The sequence below is a fragment of the Sphingomonas sp. FG14 genome, assembly GCF_057809675.1.
The window spans coordinates 546,894-563,101 of record NZ_JBMDKK010000002.1 but is presented as its reverse complement, the minus strand read 5'-3'; the positions used below and the strand labels follow the sequence as shown (position 1 = coordinate 563,101).

The following is a 16,208-nucleotide window of genomic DNA, read 5'->3' as shown; positions in this document are numbered from 1 at the left end:
GCGGCAGCCCGTGCCTCAGCCATGAAGAGCAATCGATGCGCGTCCTTTCTGGAATCCAGACCACCGGAAACCTCCACCTCGGCAATTACCTGGGCGCGATCAAGAATTGGGTGAAGATGCAGGACGAGGCCGAATGCCTTTATTTCCTCGCCGATCTTCATGCGATCTCGATCCACAACGATCCTGCTGAACTGACGCGCAACACGCGCGACATGGCGGCGGCGCTGATCGCATCGGGCATCGATCCGAACCGGTCGATCCTTTTCAACCAGGCGCAGGTGCCGGCCCATCCCGAACTCGCCTGGCTGCTCAATGGCACCGCTCGGATCGGCTGGCTCAACCGCATGACCCAGTTCAAGGAAAAATCGGGTAAGAATCGCGAGAGCGCGAGTGCCGCGCTCTATGTCTATCCCGTGCTCCAGGCGGCGGACATCCTGCTGTATCAGTCCACCCACGTGCCGGTGGGCGAGGATCAGCGCCAGCATCTGGAACTGACCCGCGACATCGCGATCAAGTTCAACCAGGATTTCGGGCGAGAGGTGTTCACCATTCCCGACGCCTATATTCCCAAGACGGCGGCGCGGATCATGTCGCTGCGCGATGGCACCGCCAAGATGTCCAAGTCCGACCCGTCGGACATGAGCCGCATCAACCTGGCCGACGATACCGACACGATCGCCCAGAAGATCCGCAAGGCCAAGACCGATCCGGAGCCCCTGCCCGACAATGAGGAGGCGCTGGAAGGCCGCCCGGAAGCGCGCAATCTCGTCAACATCTACGCAACGCTGGCGGACAAGACGCCGGATGCCGTGCTCGCCCAATATGCGGGCCAGGGCTTCGGCCAGTTCAAGCCGGCGCTCGCCGATCTGATGGTCTCGGTCCTGGGCCCGATCACCGCCCGCTATAACGAGCTGCGCGCGGATACGGCGCAGCTCGATTCCTATCTGGCGCTTGGCGCCCAGAAGGCGCGGACATTGGCGCAACCGACGCTCGACGCCGCCTATGATGCGCTGGGCCTGGTCAGGGGACGATAATCGCTGGCCAAGGTGGACGAAGCGTGCAACCTCATCGATCAGCGGTGCGTTCAATCGCTATTCATGCGGTTTGACATAAACGTCTACGTCACTGAAACATCGAATGGTTTCACCCCGAAGGGTCAAGGTCATGTCTATCGTCCGTAAAATCGCGCTGGCCGCCGCACCGATCGCCCTGATCGCGCTTGGTGGCTGCGCCACCGGGCTGACGTCCAACGTCACCCGTTTCCAGCAAATGCCGGCACCGCAGGGCCAGAGCTTCGCGGTCGTCGCGCGCGACCCTGCTTTGCAGGGCAGCCTGGAATTCGCTCAATATGCACGCCTCGTCGAAGCGCGGCTGGCCGATCAGGGCTATGTCCGCGCGGAATCGCCAGCCAGCGCCAGCCTGCTGGTGAAACTCGACTATGGCGTCGACAAGGGCCGCGAGAAGATCCGCAGTTCACCCTTCAGCTATGGGGCGGGCTGGAATCGCGACCCCTTCTTCTGGGGCCCCTATCGCCGCTGGGGCCGCGGCGGCTTCATCTACGGCTTCCATGATCCGTTCCTGTTCGGCGGCTATGGCTATAACGATGTCGAAAGCTACACGGTCTTCACCGCCGATCTCGACATGGTGATCGAGCGCCGCACCGGCGAACGCGTGTTCGAAGGAGAGGCCAAGGCGCAGTCGCGCAGCGACGACCTGACCTATCTCGTGCCCAATCTGGTCGAGGCGATGTTCACGGGCTTCCCCGGCAATTCGGGCGAGACGATGCGCATCACCGTTCCGCCGCCACCCAAGAGCTGATCGGCCCCTCCCGCTGCAGCCCGAAAAAAGGGCGTCATGCCAATCCGGCATGACGCCCTTTTTCGTTGCCGGGAAAGCGAGGCCCGATATGGGCCGCTTTGTCAGCTTTCCAGTTCGCGGATCAGCGCGCGGACATCCTTGTCGATATCGATATCGCTTTCGCGCAGCTTCTCGATCTGGCGGACTGCATAGATCACCGTCGTATGGTCGCGGCCGCCGAATTTGCGGCCGATCTCAGGCAGCGAACGTGGCGTCATCCGCTTCGCCAGATACATGGCGATCTGGCGCGGGCGCGCGACGGCGCGCGCGCGACGCGCGGACACCATGTCGTTCTGGCGGATGTTGAAATGCGCGCATACCCGGCGCTGGATCTCGTCGATCGTCACGCGGCGCTGGCTGGCCTGAAGCACGTCGGCCAGCACTTCCTGCGCGAACTCGATATCGATCGGCCTGCCGTTAAGCTGGCCATAGGCCACGACGCGGTTGAGCGCGCCTTCCATCTCGCGGATGTTGCTCGCGATCCGATGCGCCAGCATCTCGATCACATCCTCGGGGATGGTGACGCCCTGAACGGTCGCCGCCTTGCGCTGCAGGATCGCGAGCCGAAGCGCATGATCGGCGGGCTTGATGTCCGCGACCAGTCCCATCGACAGACGCGACAGGATGCGGCCTTCGACGCCCTCGAGCGCCTGCGGCGAACGATCCGCGCCGATCACCAGCCGGCGCCCACTTGTCATGATCTCGTTGACGGTGTGGAGGAACTCCTCCTGCGTCGATCCCTTGCCCGCGATGAACTGGATATCGTCGATCATGAGCAGGTCGGCCGAACGCAACCGCGCCTTGAAACCCAGCGTATCCTTGGCGCGCATCGCCGAAACGAATTCGACCATGAACTTCTCGGCGGACATATAGAGTATGTTCGCCTGGGGGTTATGGTTGCGAAAGGCATGGCCGATCGCGTGCATCAGGTGGGTCTTGCCCTGCCCGGTGCCGCCATGGATGAACAGCGGATTGAAGAGCACCGCTCCGCCCTCTCCCAGCATCCGCGCCGCGTTCGCGGCAAGCGCATTGGCTTCGCCGGCGACGAAAGTGTCGAAGGTGAAGCGCGGATCGAGCAGGCTGCTGGATGCCGGAGCAGCACCGGCCGCTTCCGCAGCCACGGGCGCCTCGTCGGCAGGGACTTCGACCGGCGCGGCGTAGACGGCGCGAGACTCGCCCTCTCCGGCGACGATCTCGACAGCACGGACGCCGCAATTCGCTGCGCGCCATGCCAATGCCAGACGTTCGGAGAAATGCGACTCGACCCAGCGTGCCATGAACGCCGAAGGGAGGACCAGTTCCACGGTCGCGTCCGCGGCACGGAAACGGCCGAGCCCGATCGGCTTCAGCCAATGATCGAAGGTACGCGCGCCGCAATCCCGGCGCAGGCCTGTCCGGACGGCTTCCCACGCCTGAGCAAGCGTCGTGCCTTCCACCGCCAGTCCATCGCCTCCCAACGCCATTATGCTTGAACCCTCACCCTTTCACGCGGGCAGCCCCCCCGCTAGTTCGCCCGCACAGCGATCCCACGGCCGGAACAACTGGTCGCGGCGCGGAAACGCTAAGGTGTGCTGTTCCGGCAACCGATTCGATCGCCGGCAAGAGGGGTTTTGTGAGACGGACTGGGTTCGGGATCAAGGCCGGCCATGTCAAAAATTTGAAATAAAGATGCTTGACGGCGGAAATCCGCGATATCTAGTAAATTGTTGTTTTTAAAAGATTTTATAATCGATGCCGAATCGTAACCATCGCGAATCGCGGGAAAAGCTGAGGTTACAATCGCGTGACAGAAAAATGAAAAAAGCCCGCCGGCAAAGCTGCCGACGGGCTCCAAACTCTGAAACTCGAAACGACTCAGCCGAGTGCGGCGACTCGCTTCGTCAGGCGCGCGAACTTGCGCGACGCGGTATTCTTGTGAAGCACGCCCTTGGCGACACCACGGGCCAGTTCGGGCTGCACGGCGGCGAGCGCGGTGGCTGCGTCATCCTTCTTGCCGGCTTCGAGCGCGGCTTCCACCTTCTTCACGAAGGTGCGGATACGGCCAATGCGATTGCCGTTGATCTCGGCGCGACGCTCGTTGCGGCGGATGCGCTTCTTTGCCTGCGGCGTGTTCGCCATTCTTTGGTGCCTCTGCTTCTCGAAAAAACAAGGCGCGGAGTGGCCCGCGCCCGGAAAGCGGCTCCCTTAGTCAGGTTTCCGCAATTGGTCAACCGCTCAGCGCTGGCATTTCGCGCAGAAAAAGGTCGATCGCCCGCTATCCACTCGCCGCTCTACCGGCTTGCTACAACTCGGGCAATCCAGCCCCTCCCGCCCATATACGCGCCATTGCTTGAAGAAATAGCCGAGTTCGCCATCGGGTCGGGCATAGTCGCGCAGTGTCGATCCGCCGGCTTCGATCGCAGAGGCCAGCACTGCCTTGATCGCATCGACCAGCGGATCGAGTCGCTTGCGGGCGATTCGACCGCCCGCCGTCGTCGGCGCGATTCCCGCGATGTGCAGCGCCTCGCACACATAGATATTGCCCAGCCCCGCCACGACGCGCTGATCGAGCAGCAGCGCTTTCACAGGGGCGATCCTGTTTTCGAACGCCTTGGCCAGGTGCGCCGCGTCGAATACATCGTCCAGCGGTTCGGGACCAAGCGCGGCAAAAGGCGCAAAGCCCGCAAGCGAAGCAGTATCGACCAGATCGAGCGAACCGAATCGCCGCGGGTCGTTGAGCGCCAGCCGCCGGCCAGCCGCCGTCTCGATCACCAGATGATCGTGCGTCCCGATATCTTCCGGATCGACTCGCCATCGGCCAGACATGCCGAGATGGAAGATGAGCGTATCGCCCCTGTCGGTGTCGATCATGCCATATTTGGCGCGTCGCCCCAGCCCGGTCACCCGGGCACCGGTCATGCGCTGGCGCAGATCGGGCGGAATCGCGCGGCGCAAATCCGGCCGGCGCGGCTCGACACGAGTAAGTTCGACGCCCTCCAGCACGGAACGCAATCCGCGCACGGTGGTCTCGACTTCGGGAAGCTCTGGCATGGGCGTCGACTTAACAGCCTTTGGCCCTTCAACAAGAGCCGTTCACGTTCTAGAGCAGCGCGCATGACCGACACCGTCTCCTTCGGCTATGAGGATGTGGCCCCAGAGGAAAAGACCGCGCGCGTGCGCGGCGTCTTCTCCAGCGTCGCCTCCAGCTACGATCTGATGAACGACGCCATGTCCGGCGGCATGCACCGTTTGTGGAAGGACCGCTTCGTCCGCCGTGTGAAGCCGCGCACGGGCGAACACATTCTCGATGTCGCGGGCGGCACCGGCGATATCGCCTTCCGCATGGCCGCCTCGGGCGCAAGCGTCACCGTGTCCGACATCAATCCGGAAATGCTGGGCGTCGGCATGGAACGCGCCGCCAAGCGTGGCATCGAAGGGCTGACCTGGCAGGAGGAGAATGCGGAGACGCTGAGCTTCGCCGATGCGGGCTTCGATGCCTACACGATCGCCTTCGGCATCCGGAACGTCACCCGCATCCAGCAGGCGCTGGGCGAAGCCCATCGCGTGCTCAAGCGCGGCGGGCGCTTCTTCTGCCTCGAATTCTCGACCACCTTGTGGCCGGGCTTCGCCGAGGTCTACGACGTCTATTCGCACAAGCTGGTGCCGAAACTCGGCAAGGCGCTGGCCAATGACGAAGACAGCTATCGCTATCTGATCGAATCGATCCGCCGTTTCCCGGACATGAAAAGCTTCGAGGGCATGATCGCCAAGGCCGGCTTCGTCCAAACCCGCGTCGAACCGCTGCTCGGCGGGCTCGTCGCAATCCATAGCGGCTGGAAGATTTGACCCACGCTTCCGTCCACCTCTGGCGCCTCCTGAAATGGGGCCGCACCTTGGCGCGCCATGGCGCGCTGACGGGTATCGAACGAGATCCGCTGACGCCGCCACGCGTACGCAGGCTCGTCCGCCTCGCCCGCTTCGGCGCACGCGTGCCCAGGCAACCCCGCTATGCCGATGCCTTCCAGGCGATCGGCCCCGCCGCGATCAAGCTCGGCCAGTCGCTCGCGACCCGGCCGGATCTCGTCGGCGAGGTGGCGGCTAACGATCTGTTGCGCCTGCAGGACGCGCTGCCGCCCGCGCCGTTCGAGCAGATCCGCGACAGTATCGAAACGGCGCTGGGAAAACCGATCGAATCCTTGTTCCAGTCGATCGATCCCGATCCCGTCGGCGCGGCGTCAATCGCGCAGGTTCACAAGGCGGTCACCACCGACGGCCGCACCGTCGCGGTCAAGGTGCTGCGCCCCGGCATCGAGGACGATTTCGCCGAGGCGCTCGAAACCTATGAATGGGCGGCCGCGCAAGCCGAAGCGTTCGGCGGAGAGATCGCGCGGCTCCGTCCCCGGCTCGTCATCGCCACCTTCCGTCAATGGACGATGCGCGAACTCGACCTGCGGCGCGAAGCCGCGTCGGCATCCGAACTGGCCGAGGCGATGGCGGCCGAACCGGGCTATCACATCCCCGCGATCGACTGGCAGCGCACAGCGCGCCGGGTAATGACGCTGGAATGGCTGGACGGCATCAAGCTTTCGAAACGCGATGCACTGATCGCCGCAGGTCATGATCCGGCGGCGCTGGCCGCGCGCCTTGTTCGCGCCTTTCTCCGCCAGGCGATCGCGGAGGGTTTCTTCCACGCCGATCTCCATCAGGGCAATCTGTTCGCCTTGCCCAACGGGGACCTGGCCGCGATCGATTTCGGCATCATGGGCCGGATCAACCGCCAGGCGCGGATGTGGCTGGCCGAGATCCTCTACGGCTTGCTGACCGGCGACTATCGCCGCGTCGCCGAGATCCATTTCGAGGCGGGCTATGTGCCGGCCCATCATAATGTCGATGAGTTCACCACGGCGTTGCGCGCGGTGGGCGAGCCTATCCGGGGGCTGCCGGTCAAGGACGTGTCGATCGGGCAGATGCTGGACGGCCTGTTCGCGATCACGCGCGATTTCGACATGCAGACCCAGCCCCATCTGCTGTTGCTGCAAAAGACGATGGTGATGGTCGAGGGTGTCGCCCAGACGCTCGATCCTGACATCAACATGTGGGACGTGTCGGGCCCGTTCGTGAAGGAATGGCTCCGGACCGAACTTGGACCGGAGGCCATGGTCGCGGATCGCCTGATACAGGACTTCCGCACGCTGCGCAGCCTGCCCGACCTGATCAGACGGATAGAGGCACAATTCCCCAAGCCGGGAGCCGCCCCACCCCCCCCGCCCCTGCGCGAAGTGGAAGTGATCCGCATCGGTGGCGGCTGGCGCTATGCGGTGGTCGCCGCGCTCGCGGCCGGGATCGGCGCGGCCGCAATGGCGGCTTTCGGCTGACGCGATGGTTTCGCCGCCGTCCACGCTGCGGTCGATACCATCGCATTTCTCGCCGGAACGGCTGGCGGATATCGACGCCCGGCTGGCGGGCATCGCGCGCGACCATCGTGTAGAGATCGGGCTGGCGATCGAAAGCGGCAGCAGGGCCTGGGGCTTCCCTTCTCCCGACAGCGACTATGACTGCCGCTTCATCTTCATGCGGAGGACCGAGGACTATCTGTCGCCATGGCAGAAGCGCGACGTTATCGAGACGCCGCTGGAAGACGATATGGACGTCAATGGCTGGGAACTGGGCAAGGCGATCAAGCTGCTGCTCAAGGGCAATGCTGTGGTCGTCGAATGGCTGATGTCGCCCATCGTCTATGCCGGGGACGAAGCGTTTCGAAGCGGACTGCTGCGGCTCGCGCGGAAGCACACAGACCGCGCCGCGATCGCACGCCACTATCTCCATCTGGGAGAACGCCAGCGGAACACCTATTTCGCCGATCACAAGACGGTTTCATTGAAGAAGATCTTCTACGCCCTGCGCCCGGCGGCGGCGTTGCGCTGGCTGCGGCTCCACCCCGACGCGGTGATCGCGCCGATGGATTTCCATGTCCTGCTCGACCAATGCGATCCGCCTGCGGAGGTGCTCCGGCTAAGCCTGGATCTGATCGCGCGCAAGGCCGTGACGCGCGAGTTCGGCACAGGCGCGCTACCCACGCCGATTCGCGATTTCGTCGATGGCGAATTCCTTGTCGCGCGCGACCATTTTCCAGCACGCGCGCATCGCATATCCGAAGATGCCCGGATCGAGGCCGCCACGTTTTTCCGTGACATGCTGCGCGACTTGCCCGAAACGTAAACCGAACCTTAACCACGCAGCCTTAGCACATTCCCGACCGGATCAACCGGTGGGGGAAATGATCGGTGCTGCATGCGGCCATCCAGTTCGATTCGCCGCAAGGCATTGACGAAGCACCGCTCGAACTGGCGGTGATCATTCCAACCTTCAACGAAACCGCGAATATCCGGGCGCTGCTCGACAAGCTGTCAACGGTTCTCGCCGGCTATTCCTGGGAAGCGATCTTCGTTGACGACAATTCGCCCGACGGAACGTCGGACCTGATCCGCGAGATCGGGCGCGGCACCGCGCGCGTGCGCGTGCTTCAGCGTATCGGCCGACGTGGGCTGTCCTCCGCGGTGGTGGAAGGGATGCTCGCCACCTCCGCTCCGGTGCTCGCGGTGATCGACGCCGATATGCAGCATGACGAGGCGATCCTGCCCGCGCTCGTCAAGGCTGTCGCGAGCGGCGAAGCTGATCTCGCCGTCGGCACCCGCTATGCGGAAGGCGGCGGTTTCGGCGCATGGAATGCTCGCCGACGCTTCATCAGCCGTTTCGCCACCCGGATCGGCCAGCACATCGCCCGGACGCGCCTGAGCGATCCGATGAGCGGCTTTTTCGCCATCTCCCGCGAGGCGCTGACCGGTGCGTTGCCCCGATTGTCCGGCGTCGGCTTCAAGATCCTGCTCGACCTGGCCGCCTCCAGCAAGGAACCGCTCCGCGTGACCGAAATACCCTATCAATTCCGTTTGCGTGAAGCCGGGGAAAGCAAGCTCGGCGCGCTCGTCGTACTCGAATATCTGTCGCTGCTGCTCGACAAGAAGATCGGCCATATCGTGCCGCTTCGCCTGATCAGCTTCCTCGCCGTCGGTTCGCTCGGTCTGGGCGTTCATCTGGCGGTGCTCGGCGGATCGGTACAACTCGGCGTTGCCTTCGTCACGGCGGAGGTTCTCGCCGTGTTCAGCGCGATGACCTTCAATTTCATGCTCAACAACGTCTTCACCTATCGCGACCGTCGCCTGAAAGGCCTCAAGATGATCGCGGGCCTCTTCTCGTTCTACGCGATCTGCCTGATCGGCGCGCTCGCCAATATCGGCGTCGGCACATGGGTGAACGATACCGATGGCCGCTGGTGGCTGGCGGGTGTCGCGGGTGCCGTGATCGGCGCCGTGTGGAATTTCGCGGTCTCGTCGGTGATTACCTGGCGGCGCTGATGGCGCATCCGCGCTCCTGGCTCCGCGAGCCGACGCGCTTCGCGGCCTGGCCGCGCTGGCTCGCCGTCACACTGCTCGCGCTGCTCGCGCTGGTGATGCTCTATGGTATCGCCATCGAGCGGACGTCAATCAACGCCGAGGGGGGCGCCCCCGCCGCGGGATCCGCCAATGGCGGCACCGACAAGCTCCTCTATGAACGCATCGTCGGCGAGATGCGGACCGGGACGCCCTATTACGTCGCAGCCGCCCCGGCGTTGCGCGAGGGCGATTACCCCCTCAAGCCCTTCGTCGCCTTCCGGTTGCCGACTCTTGCCGCCCTGCTGGCATCGCTACCACCCGTCGTTTCGCGCGCGTTGATGCTGGCGCTGGTCGCCGCCACGCTCCTCGCCTGGACGATCAGCCTGTTGCCCGCCTTCACCCGGCCCGCGACCGGCGCGGTCGCCTGTCTGCTCCTTGTCTGCGGCGTCGCGGTCGCGCTCCAGCCCGCGATGATCGTGTTTCACGAAATCTGGGCGTCGCTGCTGATCGCGCTCTCGCTCGCGTTGCGCCGCGATGATCGATGGTGGCCGAGCGTGATTGTCGGACTCTGCGCCGTGCTGATCCGGGAAACCGCCCTGCCCTACATCCTCGCAATGGCGGGATTCGCGCTGCTCGAGCGGCGCTGGCGCGAGATGGCGGCCTGGTCGGGCGTGGCGGTCCTGTTCGGCCTCGCGCTCGCCCTCCATGCCGCGCAGGTCGCCACGGTCGTGCTGCCGGGCGATCCGGTCTCGCCGGGCTGGGCTGCGATGGGCGGCTGGCGCTTCTTCATCTCGGCGATGCGGTTGACCACACCGCTGACGCTGATGCCGCTCTGGATCAGCGCGCTTGCCATTCCGCTGGCACTACTCGGCTGGGCGTCATGGCGATCACCCTGGGGATTGCGAACGCTCGCGATTCTCGGCGGATATGCGCTGATGCTCATGCTGTTCGGGCGGCCGGACAATTTCTATTGGGGCCTGCTGATCGCGCCGCTGCTGCTCGTCGGCCTCGCCTTCGCGCCGATCGCGCTTCGCGATCTGTTGCGCGGAGCCTTCGGATCGGCTTCCCATCTCGACAGGCAGGCCGTCGCCGGGCATTAGTGCCGGCGATGACGGCAAAGCGCATCCTCCTCATCGTCGGCGGCGGGATCGCGGCCTATAAGGCCTGCGAACTGATCCGGCTGATCCGCAAGGCCGGCATGTCGGTACGTTGCGTGCTGACCGAGGGCGGCGCGCATTTCGTGACGCCGATGACGCTGGCGGCGCTCTCCGAACAACCCGTCCACACAAATTTGTTCGACCTGAAGGATGAGGCGGAAATGGGTCACATCCAGCTCAGCCGACAGGCGGACCTGGTCGTGATCGCGCCGGCCACCGCCGATCTGCTCGCCAAGATGGCGGCGGGCATCTCGGACAGCCTGGCGACGACATTGCTGCTCGCCACCGACAAGCCGGTGCTGGCGGCGCCCGCAATGAATGTCCGCATGTGGCAACATGCCGCGACGCAACGCAACGTGGCGCAGCTACGTGCAGATGGCGTGACGATTCTCGATCCCGACGAAGGTCCGATGGCCTGCGGCGAATATGGCCCCGGCCGCCTGCCCGATCCGCAGGCGATCATGGCCGCGATCCAGGCGCATTTCGAGCGTGGCGAGGCTTTGGCCGGCCGCCATGTGCTCGTCACGGCGGGGCCGACGCACGAGCCGATCGATCCGGTGCGCTACATCGCCAATCGTTCGTCGGGCAAACAGGGCTTCGCGATCGCCGGAGCCCTCGCCGCGCTGGGCGCGCGCGTGACCCTGGTTGCGGGGCCAGTCACCTTGCCCACGCCGATGGGCGTGACGCGCGTCAACGTCGAGACCGCGCGCGAAATGGCGACGGCGGTCGATGCCGCATTGCCCGCCGACGCCGCGGTGATGGTCGCCGCCGTCGCGGACTGGCGCACCGAGGCCAGCCCCGAAAAGATCAAGAAGACGGGCGACGGCGCGGTGCCCGCGCTTCACTTCACCGAAAATCCCGACATCCTCGCGACCCTCGCGGCCTCGCCGGACCGCCCGAGACTGGTGATCGGCTTTGCTGCGGAAACCGAGAAGCTGATCGAGCATGCGACCGCCAAGCGCGCGCGCAAGCGGGCGGACTGGATCGTCGCCAACGACGTTTCGGTCGATGTGATGGGCGGCGAGCGCAACAGCGTCCACATCATCACCGCCGATGGGGTCGAAAGCTGGGAGACCCTGCCCAAACAGGCCGTGGCCGACCGTCTGGCCGCGCGGATCGCACAGGCGCTGGCGTGACACGCGACCTGTTGCTGCTGCGCCCGCTTGCCGCGTTCGGCGATCTGGCGCTGCTGACGGCGCGGCTGCTCACCGGCAGCTTCCTGATCCACGGTGTGCTCGACAATATCCTGAGCCGTGCCCGCATGGCCGAATTTTCGGATTTTCTTGCCGCCAATGGCTTCGCGGCGCCCGACATCATGGCGCAGCTCTCCGTCTGGGCGCAGTTCGCCATCGGCATCGCGCTCATTCTCGGCCTGCTGACGCGCTGGGCCGGACTGCTGCTTGCCTTCAACTTCACGGTCGGCGTGGTGATGGTCCATCTGGCGCAGGGCTTTCGCGAGATCTGGCCGGCGGCCGTGCTGATCGCTTTGGGCCTGCTCTTCGCGACGCTGGGCGCCGGCCTTGTCGCTCTCGATCGACTCCTCGAAAGGACATCATGACAATCACGATCGCGCTGAAGCGCCTGCCCCATGGCGAGGGCCTGCCCGTGCCCGCCTATGCCACCGAACATGCCGCCGGCATGGACGTCGTCTCCGCCGAGGACGTGATCCTTGCGCCCGGCAGCCGCCACGCCGTCGCGACCGGCTTCGCCATGGCGATCCCGGCGGGTTACGAAGTGCAGGTGCGGCCCCGCTCGGGCCTTGCGCTCAAGCACGGCATCTCGCTGCCCAACACCCCCGGCACGATCGATGCCGATTATCGCGGCGAACTGAAGATCATCATGATCAACCTGGGCAGCGAACCGTTCGAGATCGTACGGGGAGACCGGGTCGCGCAACTCGTCGCCGCCGCCGTCCAGCCCGCCATCTTCGCCGAGGTCGATTCGCTCGACGAGACCGCGCGCGGCGCCGGCGGCTTCGGTTCGACCGGCGTTCGCGGCTGACGGCGATGGACCTGACCGACGAGGAGCTGGACCGCTACGCCCGGCATATCGTGCTCAAGCAGGTCGGCGGCACGGGCCAGGGCCTGATCAAACAGGCGCGCGTCACCGTGGTCGGCGCGGGCGGCATCGGCTGCCCGGCGATCCAGTATCTCGCCGCTGCCGGAGTCGGCGCGCTCACCATCATCGATGACGATCGGGTGAGTCTGGCCAACCTTCAGCGCCAGACCTTGTTCACCACCGGCGATGTCGGCGCGCTCAAGGCGGAACGCGCCGCCGATGCGGTGCGCGCGCTCAATCCCTATGTTTCGGTCACCGCGCAGGTCGCGAGGATCACCGCCGCCAATGTCGCCGAGCTGATCGCCGATACCGACGTGGTGCTCGACGGATGCGACAATTTCGCGACGCGGCTCGTGGTATCCGACCATTGCACGCGCACGCATATCCCGCTGGTCTCCGCGGCGATCGGCCAGTTCCAGGGACAGATCGGCACGTTTCGCGGCTGGGAAGCGAACGCCCCCTGCTATCGCTGCTTCGTCGGCGATGCGCATGATCCCGACGACTGCGACAGTTGCGCCGAGCAAGGCGTGCTCGGCGCGATGGCCGGCATGATGGGCAGTTTCGCCGCGATGGAGGCGATCCGGCTCGTCACCCGCTTCGGGCCGGAGGCGACCGGCAAGCTCCATGTCTTCGACGGCATCGCACCGATGATGCGGACGATCCGGCTGCCCAAGGATCCCGCCTGCCGAGCCTGCGGACAATGAGCGTGAGGATCCGCCCCTGCAGGGAAGCGGATCTCGGGGCCTGGATGGCATTGCGCGAAGCCCTCTGGCCTTGGCTGAAGGATGAGCCCGACGTCATGGCGCCAGACATGCTGTCGCGCGACGACATGTCCATTTTCCTCGCCGTCGATGCGGACGATCTGGCGATCGGCTTTGCCGAGGTCGCGTTGCGCCGCGATTATGTGAACGGATGCGAAACCTCTCCGGTCGGCTTTCTCGAAGGCATTTATGTCGATCCCGCGCACCGGCTGGGCGGCATCGCCCGCGCGCTGTGCGATGAAGCCGAACGCTGGTCGGTTCGCCAGGGCTGCACCGAATTCGCGTCGGACGCGTTGCTCGACAATGTCGAAAGCCATGCCATGCACGACGCGCTCGGCTTCGAAGAAACCGAGCGCGTGGTCTATTTCCGGAAAGTGCTGCCGGCGCCTCAAGCGCCGGCAAGCTCTCAGTCGGCCTTCGCCTTCTTGGCCGGCGCCTTCTTCTTGGCAGGCGCCTTCTTTGCCGCAGGCTTCTTCTTGCCCTTGGCCGGCCCCGCCGCTGCGCGGGCATCGATCAACTGCGCGGCCTCCTCCAGCGTCAGCGCATCCTTGTCGACCGTCTTCGGCAAGGTCGCGTTGGTCGTGCCGTCGGTCACATAAGGGCCGAACCGTCCTTCAATCAGCTTGATCTCGGCTTCGGTGCGGGGATGCGCGCCAAGCACGCGCAGCGGCTCGCGCGAGCCGCGCTGCGGCCGGCCACCGCCTGCCGCCGCCTCGGCCAGCTTGACCACGGCCGCGTTCATGCCGGTCTCGAATACCTCGGCGGTCGACGTCAGACGCGCATATTTGCCATCATGTGCGAGATAAGGGCCATAACGCCCTATGCTGGCCGTGATCGGCTTCCCGCTTTCAGGATGTTCGCCAACCGTGCGCGGCAGCGAGAGCAGTCGCACAGCCCAGTCGAAATCGAGTTCGACATCCTTGGGTATCGACGAACGCTTGGCCTCCTTGCCGTCACCAAGCTGCACATAAGGCCCGAACCGCCCAGACCGCTTGGAGACTTCGAGGCCGGTTTCCGGATCGCTGCCCAGTACCTCCGGCCCGGTATCGCCACCCTGGTCGCCGCTGCCGCCAGCCTGCGCGAAGCGGCGGGTATATTTGCACTCGGGATAGTTGGAGCAGGCGATGAACGCGCCGAAGCGTCCGCCGCGCAGCGACAGCCGCCCCTCGCCGCAATTGGGGCAGAGCCTGGGGTCGCTGCCGTCTTCCCTTTCAGGGAACAGCAGGGGCGCCAGGAATTCGTCGAGCGCGGCGGTGATGTCCGACGGCTTCTGTTCCATCACCTCGGCGGTACGCGGCTTGAAATCGCGCCAGAAGGCCTCGAGCACCTTCTGCCACTGAGCGCGGCCACCCGAAATCTCGTCGAGCTCGTCCTCGAGCTCGGCGGTATAATCATAGCTTACGTAACGCTCGAAAAAGCGCTCTAGGAATGCCGTGACCAGTCGGCCGCTTTCCTCCGCGAAGAAGCGGTTTTTCTCGACACGAACATAGGAACGATCCTTAAGTGTCTGAAGAGTCGATGCATAAGTCGATGGCCGTCCGATCCCGAGCTCTTCCAGCTTCTTGACCAGGCTCGCTTCCGAATAGCGCGGCGGCGGCTGGGTGAAATGCTGTTCGGCATGGACGGCCTTCTTCGCGGGAGCATCACCCTCCGACATGCGCGGCAGGCGGCGCGAATCCTCGTCGCCCTCGTCGTCCCTGCCCTCTTCGTACAAGGCGAGATAACCGGGGAAGAGCACGACCTGTCCGGTCGCTCGCAGGCCGGTCTGCCCGGTACCGTCGGCGAAATCCACCGTGGTGCGCTCGAGCCGGGCCGACGCCATCTGGCTCGCCAGCGCGCGCTTCCAGATCAGATCGTAGAGCCGGGCATGATCGCCCGAGCCGAGCTTGTCCTTCGAAAAGTCGGTTGGGCGGATCGCTTCGTGCGCTTCCTGGGCGTTCTTGGCCTTGGCAGTGTATTGGCGCGGCTTGTCGGGCACATAGCTGCCGTCATAGCGGTTCGCGATCGCGCCGCGCGCCGCCGATATGGCGCTGCCGTCCATCTGGACGCCGTCTGTCCGCATATAGGTGATCGCGCCGTCCTCGTAGAGATTCTGCGCGACCCGCATCGTGTGGCTGGCAGAGAAGCCCAGCTTGCGGGCGGCCTCCTGCTGCAATGTCGAGGTTGTGAAGGGCGGCGGCGGATTACGCGTGAGCGGCTTGGTCTCGACCGATGCGACGCTGAACCGCCCCGCCTCGACCGCTGCCTTCGCGGCTTCGGCATCGCCCTTGTTGCCCAGCGTCAGCCGATCGACCTTCTCGCCCTTCCAGCGAGCGAGGCGCGCGACGAACGCCTGGCCGTCCTGCTCCATATCGGCCGTGACCGACCAATATTCCTGCGGGCGGAATTGCTCGATCTCGCGTTCGCGATCGACGACCAGCCTGAGCGCGACCGATTGCACGCGGCCGGCCGATTTGGCGCCCGGCAACTTGCGCCAGAGCACGGGAGACAGGGTGAAGCCCACCAGATAATCGAGCGCGCGGCGCGCGCGATAGGCGTCGATCAGATCCTCATCGAGCGCGCGCGGCGCCTTCATCGCCTCGGTCACGGCCGCCTTTGTGATCGCGTTGAAGGTAACGCGATCAACCTCCTTGGGCAGCGCCTTTTTTTGCCGAAGCACTTCCTGGACATGCCAGGAAATCGCCTCACCCTCGCGATCAGGGTCGGTCGCCAGGATCAGGCGATCGGCCTTCTTGGCCTCGTCGGTGATCGCCTTGAGCTGCTTGCCCTTATCGGCATAATTCTCCCACTGCATCGCGAAAGCGGCGTCGGGATCGACCGAGCCGTCCTTGGCCGGCAGGTCGCGGATATGCCCGTAAGAGGCGAGGACCCTGAAGTCCCCGCCCAGATATTTTTCGATGGTCTTGGCCTTGGCCGGGGACTCGACGATGACAAGCTGCATGGCGGTCTGATTCACTCCCTACGCG

General features: G+C 64.9%; 15 protein-coding genes and 1 pseudogene. 12 read left to right on the top strand and 4 right to left on the bottom strand.

The window, feature by feature from the left end:
• Window positions 1-35: 35 nt before the first annotated feature.
• Both trpS and ACODTA_RS10770 read left to right on the top strand, forming a co-directional pair.
• Window positions 36-1,034, top strand: coding sequence for a tryptophan--tRNA ligase (trpS, locus tag ACODTA_RS10775; protein WP_489065909.1), 999 nt, complete (start codon window positions 36-38; stop codon window positions 1,032-1,034).
• A gap of 130 nt (window positions 1,035-1,164) precedes the next feature.
• Complete coding sequence (locus ACODTA_RS10770; protein WP_489065908.1) at window positions 1,165-1,818, top strand: DUF4136 domain-containing protein; 654 nt, start codon at window positions 1,165-1,167, stop codon at window positions 1,816-1,818.
• 101 nt (window positions 1,819-1,919) lie between these two features.
• On the opposite strand, the gene dnaA is transcribed toward ACODTA_RS10770, so the two are convergent.
• From dnaA to mutM, 3 genes are all read right to left on the bottom strand, one after another.
• Window positions 1,920-3,320: a chromosomal replication initiator protein DnaA gene (gene dnaA, locus ACODTA_RS10765; protein ID WP_489065907.1), complete on the bottom strand. Its 1,401-nt coding sequence runs from the start codon at window positions 3,318-3,320 to the stop codon at window positions 1,920-1,922.
• Window positions 3,321-3,711: 391 nt separating this feature from the next.
• Window positions 3,712-3,975 (bottom strand): 30S ribosomal protein S20, encoded by a 264-nt coding sequence (gene rpsT / locus ACODTA_RS10760; protein ID WP_489065906.1) that lies wholly within the window; start codon window positions 3,973-3,975, stop codon window positions 3,712-3,714.
• Between the two features lie 96 nt (window positions 3,976-4,071).
• Window positions 4,072-4,887 (bottom strand): bifunctional DNA-formamidopyrimidine glycosylase/DNA-(apurinic or apyrimidinic site) lyase, encoded by an 816-nt coding sequence (gene mutM, locus ACODTA_RS10755; RefSeq protein ID WP_489065905.1) that lies wholly within the window; start codon window positions 4,885-4,887, stop codon window positions 4,072-4,074.
• Window positions 4,888-4,950: 63 nt separating this feature from the next.
• Between mutM and ACODTA_RS10750 the strand changes: the two genes are divergently transcribed.
• The 10 genes and pseudogenes from ACODTA_RS10750 to aac(6') form a co-directional block, all read left to right on the top strand.
• A complete protein-coding gene (locus ACODTA_RS10750; protein ID WP_489065904.1) occupies window positions 4,951-5,682 on the top strand; it encodes a class I SAM-dependent methyltransferase in 732 nt (243 codons plus the stop codon).
• Window positions 5,679-7,211: a 2-polyprenylphenol 6-hydroxylase gene (ubiB, locus tag ACODTA_RS10745; protein WP_489065903.1), complete on the top strand. Its 1,533-nt coding sequence runs from the start codon at window positions 5,679-5,681 to the stop codon at window positions 7,209-7,211. The genes ACODTA_RS10750 and ubiB overlap by 4 nt, the downstream gene beginning before the upstream one ends.
• A 4-nt stretch (window positions 7,212-7,215) precedes the next feature.
• The gene (locus tag ACODTA_RS10740; RefSeq protein WP_489065902.1) at window positions 7,216-8,055 is read left to right on the top strand and encodes a nucleotidyltransferase domain-containing protein; all 840 of its coding nucleotides are present in this window, start codon (window positions 7,216-7,218) and stop codon (window positions 8,053-8,055) included.
• Between the two features lie 65 nt (window positions 8,056-8,120).
• On the top strand, window positions 8,121-9,248 hold the full coding sequence (locus tag ACODTA_RS10735; RefSeq protein ID WP_489065901.1) for a glycosyltransferase: 1,128 nt from the start codon (window positions 8,121-8,123) through the stop codon (window positions 9,246-9,248).
• Complete coding sequence (locus ACODTA_RS10730) at window positions 9,248-10,366, top strand: hypothetical protein (RefSeq protein ID WP_489065900.1); 1,119 nt, start codon at window positions 9,248-9,250, stop codon at window positions 10,364-10,366. Before ACODTA_RS10735 ends, ACODTA_RS10730 begins: the two co-directional genes overlap by 1 nt.
• Window positions 10,367-10,374: 8 nt before the next feature.
• Window positions 10,375-11,559, top strand: a complete 1,185-nt coding sequence (coaBC, locus tag ACODTA_RS10725) for a bifunctional phosphopantothenoylcysteine decarboxylase/phosphopantothenate--cysteine ligase CoaBC (RefSeq protein ID WP_489065899.1) — start codon at window positions 10,375-10,377, stop codon at window positions 11,557-11,559.
• Window positions 11,556-11,981: a DoxX family protein gene (locus ACODTA_RS10720; protein ID WP_489065898.1), complete on the top strand. Its 426-nt coding sequence runs from the start codon at window positions 11,556-11,558 to the stop codon at window positions 11,979-11,981. The genes coaBC and ACODTA_RS10720 overlap by 4 nt, the downstream gene beginning before the upstream one ends.
• A complete protein-coding gene (gene dut, locus ACODTA_RS10715; RefSeq protein WP_489065897.1) occupies window positions 11,978-12,424 on the top strand; it encodes a dUTP diphosphatase in 447 nt (148 codons plus the stop codon). The genes ACODTA_RS10720 and dut overlap by 4 nt, the downstream gene beginning before the upstream one ends.
• Before the next feature lie 5 nt (window positions 12,425-12,429).
• Window positions 12,430-13,185 (top strand): HesA/MoeB/ThiF family protein, encoded by a 756-nt coding sequence (locus ACODTA_RS10710; protein WP_489065896.1) that lies wholly within the window; start codon window positions 12,430-12,432, stop codon window positions 13,183-13,185.
• A gap of 2 nt (window positions 13,186-13,187) precedes the next feature.
• Window positions 13,188-13,622 (top strand): annotated as a pseudogene (gene aac(6') / locus ACODTA_RS10705) (aminoglycoside 6'-N-acetyltransferase); the annotation flags it as partial.
• 26 nt (window positions 13,623-13,648) lie between these two features.
• Here the strand turns inward: aac(6') and topA are convergent.
• Complete coding sequence (topA, locus tag ACODTA_RS10700) at window positions 13,649-16,183, bottom strand: type I DNA topoisomerase (protein ID WP_489065895.1); 2,535 nt, start codon at window positions 16,181-16,183, stop codon at window positions 13,649-13,651.
• Window positions 16,184-16,208: the final 25 nt, after the last annotated feature.